This window comes from Shewanella sp. (assembly GCF_051658185.1).
GTDB lineage: Bacteria > Pseudomonadota > Gammaproteobacteria > Enterobacterales > Shewanellaceae > Shewanella.
In genome coordinates this window covers 1-11182 of record NZ_JBOFMC010000242.1, presented here as the reverse complement: position 1 = coordinate 11182, position 11182 = coordinate 1, and the positions used below count along the sequence as shown (strand labels likewise).

General features: G+C 52.1%; 13 protein-coding genes. 1 reads left to right on the top strand and 12 read right to left on the bottom strand.

What is annotated here, in order from left to right:
* Positions 1 to 163: 163 nt before the first annotated feature.
* On the bottom strand, positions 164 to 745 hold the full coding sequence (gene nudE / locus ACRCZA_RS09535; RefSeq protein ID WP_438674210.1) for an ADP compounds hydrolase NudE: 582 nt from the start codon (positions 743 to 745) through the stop codon (positions 164 to 166).
* Between the two features lie 164 nt (positions 746 to 909).
* Here nudE and yrfG point away from each other — a divergent pair, with 164 nt between their 5' ends.
* Positions 910 to 1584 carry a GMP/IMP nucleotidase gene (gene yrfG / locus ACRCZA_RS09530; RefSeq protein WP_438674209.1) on the top strand — a complete coding sequence of 225 codons (675 nt, stop codon included), beginning with the start codon at positions 910 to 912 and terminating at the stop codon, positions 1582 to 1584.
* A 165-nt stretch (positions 1585 to 1749) separates the two neighbouring features.
* Here yrfG and ACRCZA_RS09525 read toward each other — a convergent pair whose 3' ends face one another.
* The 11 genes from ACRCZA_RS09525 to ACRCZA_RS09475 form a co-directional block, all read right to left on the bottom strand.
* Positions 1750 to 2511 carry a type II secretion system protein N gene (locus tag ACRCZA_RS09525; RefSeq protein ID WP_438674208.1) on the bottom strand — a complete coding sequence of 254 codons (762 nt, stop codon included), beginning with the start codon at positions 2509 to 2511 and terminating at the stop codon, positions 1750 to 1752.
* Between the two features lie 14 nt (positions 2512 to 2525).
* Positions 2526 to 3002, bottom strand: a complete 477-nt coding sequence (locus ACRCZA_RS09520; protein ID WP_438674207.1) for a type II secretion system protein M — start codon at positions 3000 to 3002, stop codon at positions 2526 to 2528.
* Between the two features lies 1 nt (position 3003).
* Positions 3004 to 4329, bottom strand: coding sequence for a type II secretion system protein GspL (gene gspL / locus ACRCZA_RS09515; protein ID WP_438674206.1), 1326 nt, complete (start codon positions 4327 to 4329; stop codon positions 3004 to 3006).
* 47 nt (positions 4330 to 4376) lie between these two features.
* On the bottom strand, positions 4377 to 5375 hold the full coding sequence (gene gspK / locus ACRCZA_RS09510; protein ID WP_438674205.1) for a type II secretion system minor pseudopilin GspK: 999 nt from the start codon (positions 5373 to 5375) through the stop codon (positions 4377 to 4379).
* A complete protein-coding gene (gspJ, locus tag ACRCZA_RS09505) occupies positions 5372 to 6154 on the bottom strand; it encodes a type II secretion system minor pseudopilin GspJ (RefSeq protein ID WP_438674204.1) in 783 nt (260 codons plus the stop codon). Before gspJ ends, gspK begins: the two co-directional genes overlap by 4 nt.
* Positions 6135 to 6503, bottom strand: a complete 369-nt coding sequence (gene gspI / locus ACRCZA_RS09500; protein ID WP_438674211.1) for a type II secretion system minor pseudopilin GspI — start codon at positions 6501 to 6503, stop codon at positions 6135 to 6137. Before gspI ends, gspJ begins: the two co-directional genes overlap by 20 nt.
* Positions 6503 to 7075, bottom strand: a complete 573-nt coding sequence (gene gspH / locus ACRCZA_RS09495) for a type II secretion system minor pseudopilin GspH (protein ID WP_438674203.1) — start codon at positions 7073 to 7075, stop codon at positions 6503 to 6505. Before gspH ends, gspI begins: the two co-directional genes overlap by 1 nt.
* Before the next feature lies 1 nt (position 7076).
* Positions 7077 to 7511 carry a type II secretion system major pseudopilin GspG gene (gene gspG / locus ACRCZA_RS09490; RefSeq protein WP_438674202.1) on the bottom strand — a complete coding sequence of 145 codons (435 nt, stop codon included), beginning with the start codon at positions 7509 to 7511 and terminating at the stop codon, positions 7077 to 7079.
* Positions 7512 to 7626: 115 nt separating this feature from the next.
* On the bottom strand, positions 7627 to 8850 hold the full coding sequence (gspF, locus tag ACRCZA_RS09485) for a type II secretion system inner membrane protein GspF (RefSeq protein ID WP_438674201.1): 1224 nt from the start codon (positions 8848 to 8850) through the stop codon (positions 7627 to 7629).
* Between the two features lie 3 nt (positions 8851 to 8853).
* Positions 8854 to 10419 (bottom strand): type II secretion system ATPase GspE, encoded by a 1566-nt coding sequence (gene gspE, locus ACRCZA_RS09480; RefSeq protein ID WP_438674200.1) that lies wholly within the window; start codon positions 10417 to 10419, stop codon positions 8854 to 8856.
* On the bottom strand, positions 10412 to 11182 hold a 771-nt coding region (locus ACRCZA_RS09475), incomplete at its 5' end, for a type II secretion system protein GspD (RefSeq protein WP_438674199.1). The genes gspE and ACRCZA_RS09475, both read right to left, overlap by 8 nt.

Sequence of the window (11182 nt, the reverse complement as noted above, 5' to 3'; positions counted from 1 at the left end):
AGGTAAATGTCGCGGATCGCGATGCCCGCATCCGTAGCGATGCTGATCACCGCATCGATCAATTCTTCTGGCTTCATAACCACTCCAAGCGCAACGGATTGCGAATGTGTTATTAGTGCACCCCTTCCTCACGGAAACCTGGCGCGCACTGGATTAAAAAAGACTATTTAATGTGTGGGTCTTTAGGCGCTAACGGCTGTTGCGCTAAAAATTGCTGTGCTAAAAATAAGGCGCTGACACTGCGGGACTCGGAAAAATCACGATTGTCGAGCAAGGCTTGCCAATCTGCTAAAGCCCAAGGCACCACCACGATAGGTTCGGGCTCATCCCCTTCGAGGCAACTTTCGTACAGATCTTCGGCAAGAAAAATTTGCATCTTACTGGCAAAATACCCCGGAGCGAGGCTGAGTTCCTTAAGCAGGGTGAGCTTATTGGCAGCAAAGCCAATTTCCTCCTGCAATTCGCGATTCGCCGCCTCAATGGCCTGCTCGCCAGGATCGATAAGCCCTTTAGGAAAACCCAGCTCGTACTGCTCAGTCCCCGCCGCGTACTCCCGTGCGAGCAGCAATTGCCCTTGATGCACCGGCACTATCATGACTGCGCCACGGCTACTGGCTTTCATGCGCTCATATTGGCGTTCAACCCCGTTGGAAAACTTAAGATGCACTTGCTCAATTTGGAATAATCGACTTTTCGCGACAATCTCGGTATGCAATATTTCCGGCTTATTTTGCCGCTGCGACATAACTGCCTCTGGATAAAAATGGCGATAAATGAAATAAGATAAGTGACAATCTTACTATCCTGTCTTTAATCTACAACCTGAATTTATACCGAGGCCACCAAGAAGCATTGAGGCAAGCTGCTAAAAATGCTCAGTGCCAAGGCCAAAAACCGACGAGATCCCCCATGTTTAATTGGAATACTATCGATACTGTGCTGCTCGACATGGATGGCACACTGCTGGACCTGCATTTTGATAACCATTTTTGGTTGAGCCTAGTGCCACAGGAACTCAGCACACAACGGAACATGAGTCTTGCAGAGGCGCAGCAGCTCGTGATCGCAGCCTACGAACAGGTGGCAGGCACCTTAGATTGGTATTGTTTGGACTATTGGCAGCAACAGCTCGGGCTCGACATCATGGGGTTACACCGCACCTTAGTGGACCGCATTCAACTGCGCCAAGACAGTTTGCCATTTTTACGCGCCCTTGCCTTAGCGGGTAAACGGCGGATATTAGTGACCAATGCGCACCCTAAAAGCCTTGCCCTTAAATTGGAGCATACCGAGCTTGCCACTGAGCTCGATGGGATGATCTCTAGCCACGATACCGGTTATCCCAAGGAGCATCCCAAGTTTTGGCAGCATTTATTCGCCCAATTTGATCTTAATCCTCAGCGCTGCCTGTTTATCGACGACAGCGAACCCATACTCAATGCCGCGCGCCTTGCTGGCGTCGCCCATCAATTGGGGATCACTAATCCTGATAGTCAAAAGCCACTCAAAAGCTTTAAGGATTTCCCCGGGATTGACGATTACCAGCTCTTGCTTAACGATCTGATCCAGCCGCCCCGCGTTTAATGCCGCATATCTCAGTTGTAGTGCACATCTTTCTTATAGTGCACATATCACTTGGACCCCGCATTAGCCATGCACCTACACGGCGTCAACCCTTAGCAAAAAGGCACCCAACGAACGGTGCCTTTATCTTCTTTCATCCATGGGCGCTGAACGCTTAGGCCTAAGCTATAGGCCAGGAATGCGCCCCTGATACACGACCGGGTAATAACCGTCAGCACCGCGCGGGCCCAATATCCCTAAAGAATTACGCATATCTTCTGGCTGCTCAGGGGTTTCTTTGATCTTCGCCGCCACCTGCAGCATATTCGCCTCTGCTAACTGCAACGTCCCCACAATCCCTAGGGCGTTTTTGCTTTCATCGGTGGCCAATTGCACTTTACCCGCCTCACAGCTCAGGCCGAGTTCAATATTGCCGAGGGGATAATTGCCAAACTGATTGTTAACATTGGTTTGATTTAAAAACAGCTTGCCAGAGAGCGCCTCACACCAAGGTTGGCCTTGAGTGAATGTGTCGACCAGTAAACTCACTTCCCCTTGGATTTGCGTGCGAAATGGCAGCTTAGCGTTACCGATTAAAAAGCTGTCAGGGGCATCAAAACGCAATCCACGGACACTGAGCCCCGCACTTGACCCACTCAGCGCGCCCTTGGCACTGACTGGCGTGGCCCGGCTACCTATCTGGAACTCAAGATTCACTTTGCCTATCAATAACCCCCAAGGGCTGAGCTCCCAGCGCAGCTGTTCAAGCTGGCGTGACTCAATATTAAGGGTCTCAACCGCACCAGACCAAATGCTGCCACTCACCCCAGAGAGGCTGATATTGGCCGGCAATGGCGCGAGGCTTAAGGCCACCTTCGCAGGGAACAGCGCAAGCAAAAAAGCGCTATAAATCACAACGCCTATCATGATTTTTTTTATCAAACTCACAGTGACACCTTAACCTATTGCGCTAACTGAATGCGCCGCACTTTGACATAACCCGGGGCATCAGCCTCCGCCAGATCCACGCTCTCAAGGGATAACCCTTTGTTTTGCACTAGCTCGCTAAGATAAGCGAGCAGGGGATCGAAGGGCACATCGTCCATCCAGATCTGAATTTTATTGCCCTGAGGCTGCATGCGAGTGATCACTAACCCATACTGACCTGCGGTTTGATTCACCACTGAACTGAGGCTACCACTCGCGGCCGGTTTAGCGCCACTTTGCTTAAGCCCCACGATTTTATTGGCGGTTTGCTTTACATAGGCGAGGGTTTGCTGCTGGGCAGACAAATTGCGCAGCGCGGTTGCTTCGGCATTGGCGATGGGCGTCCAAATCCCCCAATAACAGCCACCGATCACTAATACCACGGCACAAAAAGCCACTAATTGCTGCTCGCGCTGGGCGAGCCCTTGCCACCAAGTCCGCAAATTATCCATCCTATTTGCTCCTCAAGGTTAAGGTGCTGGTGACCTGATCTTCACCGCTATTCATCGTGCCACCATCAATTTGGAAACGCTTGGCGACAATCTCTTTAAACTTTTCAATTTGCGCATAATTTTTGGCAGTCACCTGCATACGTAGCTCGTTGCGAGCGCTCTCAAACCTTAAGGTATTAGGCTTCAGTTCCGGCACCTGCTTAAAGGCCTCTTGCAAACCCTCAAGCATGGCAAAAAACGCTGCGCCACTGCCTTGGCCCTGCAGCGCCCGGAGTTGACTGTCCATTTGCGAGCGCAGGTTGACGATGCGCGAGTTGCCCGGTACCACCTGCTGATAAATCGCCTCGCTTTGAGCTTTAAGCTCCACTATCTGGCCATTGACCTGATGGATAGTCAGCCCTTTATCGACAAGGGACAACACGATGGCGACACCCAGCACTATCGCGGCATTTTTCCATTGTAATAGCTGCTTACTGTACTCGCGCTTAGGCGTATACACGCCGGTCAGCAAGTTTACCGGCGCATGCAAAATCCCCCGGGCGAGCACCAGCATCGGCAAGTCCAGTGGTTGCGGCTTAAGCGCCACGCCAGCTAAGCTGCTGGCTTGATCCTTAAGTACGAGGTCAAGCTCACTATAACTTGCCACGGATACCGCCTGATCGTCACCGACCTCCTGTGGGGTTTTATCCGCAGAGTTTTTATCCAAAGAGGCTTTCTCTACGCGCGCTTTTTCTTGCTGCGATTTTTCAAGCTGGGCTTTATCAGCCTGCTCTTTATCAACCAAGTGTTTTAGCGCGAAGGGCAACCAAGGCAAAGGCAGGCTTTGGCCCAAGCCTGAGCCAGTTCTGAGCAGCAGCTCATTGCCAAAGCGCATCGCCGCCCATTGGCATTCCTGCAAGGGTAGCGCTAAACAATCGGGCACCATACGTTTTACTTTTAAGCCCGCAGCGGTTAACCAACTGAGCCACATTTGCATCTGTTCATGCGCGACGGCAACCACGCTTAAGGCGTCACCTTGACGCGGCCCGACGGTAAAATGCATGGTATCCACGTCATCGGCTAACACTTCTTCGAGCATAAACGGCAGGGCTTTTAAAGCTTGACGTTGGCCCTTTTCTGGCAGCGTGACGCTGGTCAGCGTCATGGCGGCGGCAGGCACCAGTACATCAATTGGCCGATTACCGGCGCGCTCGGATAAGGTTGATAAACCTTGAGCATTCGTCAGCTCGCCCGAGGCGATGATTTCTTGTTCTTGCTCGGACCACACCAACCAAGAGCAGGCTTGCTCTGGGGTCCGACCCAAACGAATAAATAACCGTTCACTCACAGTTGTTCTCCACCAGCGTTAGCCATCGAGGCTTCGCTTGTTTGTGATTATTTTTGTCCACCAAACTGACGGGTGAGCACATCCATCTTGTTACCACTGCCCTTTTTGAGCACGCTTTCCATCCTAAAGATGGCGGTGTCGACCTTAGCGCCGCTCTCGAGGAGGAAATATTGACTATCGAGCACTAGGCTGGATTTCATCGCATCCTCCCAGGTAATCGAGCCCATACCCGAGCTGCTATACACATCGTCTAGCTTGGCAAAGCCATCTGCCGGACGCTGGTTAATCACGCTCTGCGCCTCACCGACGGAAATTTGGTTATCCACCATGGCCGCCAGCAGTGCCGCTTGCTCCGCTTCAAGGGTATTGACGTTGAGCAGTTGGCGATCATTGCCCGGTATCACGCAGATATAAGGCAGCAATTTGAGGTAAATGTCCTGACTATAGCCCATCACCGCCCGCAGCTCGCTACGATGATTCATCAAAGTGTTCGCGGCGCGATAAGGCACATTGCGCGCTTCGTATTCCGCGTCTTCCGCACCATAAGGACTGGTGATACTGTCTTCATCCAGATAATCCTTCAGGGTTTGCGTCAGCCGATCGGCACTAAAATCATCCATGCCTAACGCCACCAACAATGCCTTATATTGCCGAGCCGCAAGGGGCAGTTTCGGCTGACCATTTTCGAGCTCTTTGGTGGTAACCGACAGCGCATTGACATTAAAGCAGGCGCGCATATCGGTAATTTTACCGCCAATTTCACCGTGCTCGGCCGGAAACACCACATTGCTCATGGCCCAATACTGCTGTCGATGCACCCGGCCTTCGGCGTCATCCAGATCCTGTTTTAAAATCTTCTTGGCTAACTCTTCGGCCGAAATCCCATACCAATAGGCTTGATCATATTGGGCTAAGTTTAAGGTGCGGCGCATCGATAATTGATTGCGACTGGTGATGTTCGTCGCAATAATGGCCACCAGCGCCACGATGAGTAGCACCACGATAAGGGCAACACCGCGCTGCTTAGCGAGACTTGGCGTTATCATGCCTCATCCTCATTGTCGGGGTCGCTGGGGTCACCGGGCTCACCCTCGCCAGTGCCGTCATCTTCACCATTGCCCTCGCCATTACCGTCATCGGGCTGATTGTCCTTATCGTCCTCGTCGGGTTGAGTATCGTTGCCGTTATTATCATTGGACTTTTCTGGAGCAACGGCACCTAAGGGCAGGATAAATTTTCGTTGAATTTTCCCTAACCCCTCGATATCGACCTCAATCGCGATCGCCTTTGGCAACTTAGTCGCCTCCACCTTACGCTCCCATTTATCTTCCATAAAGAAGGAGTATTCCACCGATAACACCTTATCGAGCAACACGGTTTTAATTGGCTCGGCGGCAAATTCAGGTTCAGGGTAAGGGAAATACCAGCGTTCTAAGCGCCCTTCTCGTACAACATAGGCCACCGACTGCAAACTGCCTCTGGGCAAGAGTCCATCGGGATTGAGCCAGCCGAGGCGGTAAAACACTAACGCCTCGGACTCTGAATCTAATATCTCGGTGCCGGTTTGCAGCACTGTCGCACCACGGCCACCCTCTAATAATCTGGGCGTTCTGGCCACCATCTGGTTTAAGTCGCGCTCGATGGCACCAAAGCCCTGTTGCAGCGCCTTTAACCGAGTCGAGAAGGTTTTGGTGACCTCATCGTTAGTCAGTACTGTGCTTAACACGGCATTGGCTGCCAAGCCTAACATGGCAAAAATCGCAATCGCGATCAGCATTTCGAGCAGGGTAAAACCTGACTGAGCCTTAGTTAGTGTTGAGGACATAACTGCTCACCTGCGCTGCAATACGTTGATAGCGCTCATCTTCACTGACGCTGATGCGGATCATCCGAAAGTTATCATCGGTGGTCTTCACGACTTCTTTGCGCCAATACCAGTCCTTACCCGCAAGTTCAACGCGCCCTTCTTTTTTACCCAGCTCCGGAAACTGCGGCTCGAGGCGCGCATCCACCATCTGGTTATCGGCCACCCATTGGGCCAGCGTGCGCGACTCTAAAATCGGCATATTGGCCATTTGCTCCCCTAGGCTCTTAGTGATCGACACCGCGGCGATAGAAAATACCGCCAACGCGACGATCACTTCGAGTAAGGTCATGCCCTTAGTGTATTTCATCATGGTTGATCATCGACTCGGCCAAGGGTTAACCGCCCGAGCGCATCGCCCACGACTAACACATCAATTTGGCCGTTATCCGTCTTAGCGATAAAGCTCAATTCAAAGGCACTCATCTCGCCACTCGGGAAGAGCAGGATTTGCGGCTCAGGATGTTTCTTTTTGTCCGCAGCCGATGGCTCGATCAGCGGCTCCTCAAACCAAGAAATATCCTTTTCATCCTCCTGCACTAGGGGTAAGCCATCGAGCACTAGGTTGAGCGTTACCCCGGGATCCATCTGTTTTTCAGACAAAATGCGATCCTGCTCGAGGGGGTGCCATTGACCGTCTTTGTAATACACAAACTGATAGCGGGTGTTATCCACCACCACCCCGACAAAGTGGCCGCTCAACACGGTTTCATCGAGCACCAATTCAGTGGCGGCCATAAACTGCTGCGCCGTGCGCTCCAGTGCCTGCTTTGGCCCGGAATTGCCGATAGACATCGTCACCGCGGCCGCGGTGAGCCCCATCAACAGGATCACCAGCATCACCTCCATCAGGGTGAAGCCGGCGTGACGCAGCTTTTTCATGTTATTGGAAATTCTGTAAATTCCAGTTACCGATGTCATCTTCGGTACCGGGTTGACCATCAGGGCCTGCACTAAAAATATCGAGCTTGCTGTTTTCACCAGGGCTGAGCAGCAAATAGTTATTGCGCCATGGGTCCTGAGGTAAACGCTTCACATAACCTTCTTCACGGTAGTTGCGCGGCTCTGGAGAGATGGTCGGCTTTTGGGATAACGCCTCTAGGCCCTGCTCCGTGGTGGGATAAACGCCGTTATCGAGCTTATACATGTCGAGGGCATTTTCGAGGGCGACGATATCGGACACCGCCTTTTGTTGATCGGCTTTATCTTTGTTTCCCATTAAGTTCGGGACAACCATCGAGGCTAAAATCCCGAGGATCACGATAACCACCATCACTTCAAGCAAGGTAAAACCTTGATGTTTTTTGTTCATTTGCATTGCTAACTTCTCCTAAAAAAATCGACACCCAATATTGGCAAGTCGTTGCCTGCGTTAAATCTATCCCACTCAGCGTGGATATCTGGCGTGGATACCTACTCTTAGCAGGGCACCCTTAACCGCTGATCAAATTATTCAGCGCCAGTATCGGCTGCAATATCGCCATCACGATAAACAGCACCACCGCCGCCATGCTCACCACTAGCATTGGCTCAAACACCCCAAGCGCAATATTCACATTGCCCTCAAATTCGCGATCTTGGTTATCGGCCGCGCGCTCAAGCATTTGCTCCAACTGGCCACTCTTCTCGCCCGAGGCGATCATATATAACATCATGGCCGGAAACAGCTTGGTATTGGTCAGCGCCGTCCCTAAACTCGTGCCTTCGCGCACCCGCGCGGTCGCCTCATCCACCGCCGCCCGCACCCTGACGTTTTGTAATACTTCACTGGCAATGCGCATACCATCGAGCAAGGGCACGGAACTGGCCGATAAGATACTTAAGGTGCGGGCAAAACGCGCGGTATTTAATCCTTTGCTCACGCGGCCGATGACCGGCATGTGCAGTAAGGCGCTGTGGTACTTCATCTTAAAGGCTGCTGACTTCTGTAAACGCTGAAACAGCACAATTAACAGCACTATGGCCAGCGCCACAAAGGCGCCGTAATGCTGCACAAAGTCAGAGGCGGCAATTAACAAGCGCGTACTGGCGGGCAGCTCGGCGCCCATGTGTTCAAATTGGCCGACGACCTTAGGCACCACCGCCGCCAGCAACACTGCGATCACCCCAATCGCCACCACGGTGAGCACGATGGGGTAAATCATCGCCTGTTGTAATTTCGATTTAAGCTGCTGGCGCCGCTCGGTGTAATCGGCCAGACGATTGAGCACCACCTCTAAATGGCCGGACTTTTCGCCCGAGGCCACCATTGCGCGGTACAAATCATCGAAAATATGCGGAAACTCGGCAAGGGAGTCGGCAAAACTGTAACCTTCAACCACCCTTGAGCGCACCGCCATGATCATGCTGGCAAGGCGATCCTTTTCACACTGCTGGCCAACCGCTTTAAGGGATTCTTCAATCGGTAACCCCGCCGCCACTAAGGTGGCGATTTGCCGAGTGATCAGGGCGAGCTCAGCCACCGAGATCCCCCGTTTAAACCACGCAAAACCACGGCTTTGGGACTTGGCCTCTTTCTCGGTCACGGGCAGGATATCAAGTGGCATCAGCCGCTGATCCCGCAGCTGGCTACGGGCGTGTCTGGCGGTATCGGCCTCAATCACCCCTTTAAGCTGTTTGCCCTTGGCGTCCAGCGCCTTGTATTCAAATGCCGGCATCGTTTATTCCTCGCGGGTCACCCTGAGCACTTCTTCTAACGTGGTGATCCCAAGGAGCACTTTACTCATGCCGTCGTGACGGATACTCGGCACAAACTGACGGATATACTTTTCAATCGCCAGCTCACCACGACCACCGTGAATCAGCTCACGCACATTATCATCCACCAGCAATAGCTCGTGGATGCCGGTACGGCCACGGTAACCGCTGTTGCCACAGGCCTTACAGCCGTTAGCGCGATAAATATGGCGTGGATCATCGCCACTAATACCCAGCAGCTCGCGCTCACGTTCATCGGGCACATGCTCTGTCTTACACTTTGGACAGAGGGTGCGGATTAAACGTTGGGCCAACACGCCAAGCAAACTCGATGACACCAGAAATGGCTCGACGCCCATGTCCTGCAAACGGGTAATCGCGCCCGAGGCGGTGTTCGTATGGAGGGTCGAAATCACTAAGTGGCCCGTTAAGGATGCCTGCACCGCAATTTGCGCGGTTTCAAGGTCACGGATTTCCCCAATCATCACCACATCGGGATCTTGGCGCAAAATCGCGCGAAGGCCACGGGCGAAGGTCATGTCCGCCTTGGTGTTCACTTGGGTCTGGCCGATACCTTCAAGCTCATATTCAATAGGATCTTCAACGGTTAAGATATTGGTATCTTTGGAGTTAATCTCGGTAAGCCCCGCGTACAGCGTGGTACTCTTACCCGACCCCGTCGGGCCCGTGACCAAAATGATGCCGTGAGGACGACGAATAAGCTCATCAAATTTGGCGCGGATACCGTCCGTCATACCCAGTTGTTTTAAATCCAGATTACCGGCGTTTTTATCGAGTAAACGCAGCACTACCCGCTCACCGTGGCTCGATGGCATGGTCGATACCCGCACGTCCACCGCGCGGCCCGCGATCCGCAGCGAAATACGGCCGTCTTGCGGCACGCGTTTTTCGGCGATATCGAGGCGCGCCATCACCTTAATCCGCGACACCAATAAAGAGGACAGTTTACGGTTTGGCTTGAGGACTTCTTTGAGTACGCCGTCGATGCGAAAACGCACCACCAGTTGCTTCTCATAGGTTTCGATATGGATATCCGAGGCCTCTTCTTTAATGGCCTCTGAAAGCAGCGCGTTAATCAGCTTAATGATCGGCGCATCATCATCCCCTTCGAGCAGATCTTCAGTCTGAGGCAATTCTTCGGCAAGGGTGAACAGATCCATCTCATTGCCAATATCTTCCATCAGCTGCTGAGCTTGTGATGAATTGGCCTGATACACCTGAGTTAACTTGGCCTCAAACTTCCCCGCCTCAAGCTGCACCAGAGCCAGCTCGGCGCCACAATAGCGGCGCGCTTCCAGCATGGCAAACAACGGGGTTTTGGCCGTATAAAATAAACTCAGCGCGCCTTGCTCACCTTGGGCCAAAATCACTTGGTGACGGTGGGCAAAGGCAAAAGGTAAGCGCTCTTTGCTCGTTGAGCGAAACACCTCATCACCTTCAGTTTCAAACCCAAGTTCATTAGACACTTGGCTTAAGTCCTCAGCGGAAGTTAGTTGAATTTCACTCATCGGTTTTATCTTTATTTTTGTTTTCGTCCAAGGTTTTTAACGTGGGATCCGTTTTACGCATTTCCGTGTCTAGGCCTTTACCTTCTTTGTAACGTTCTAAAATCTCGTTCACTTCGGGAGGTAAATACTCAGATTGATTCCACTCTTCGAGGACAGGCACTTGAGTATCCGGCATGAGATTTACGCCGCGGGCGTGCTGTTCAAGCTGTAATGCCCTGAAATAATTGTACTTACGCCCAGCGATACCCTCCATTGTCACACCATCACGGATAATCGTCGGCTTGATGAAGATCATCAAATTCTTCTTGGTTTTCTTACTGGAAGAGGATTTAAACAGGTGGCCCAGAATCGGAATATCCCCAAGGAATGGCACCTTTTGAATACTCTCTTGCACTTCTTCGTTGATGAGACCGCCGAGCACCACAATTTGGCCAGAATCAGCCATCACTGTGGTGGTTAACCGACGAGTCGCAAAGGAAATATCCACACCCGTATTACCATTTACCCCAGAGACTTCTTGCTCAATGGCCAGTTTTACGGCGTTGCCTTCGTTGATTTGGGGCACCACTTTTAACTTAACTCCGACCTCTTTACGCTCAACGGTTTGGAAAGGATTGCTGTTATTTGAGCTGGCAGTTGACCCCGTGAGGATCGGCACTTCATCCCCGACAATAAAGGAAGCTTCTTGGTTATCCAAGGTGGTGATCGAGGGCGTGGCCAGTACGTTGGAGTTGGTATCACTCGAGACCGCTTGGATCAGGGC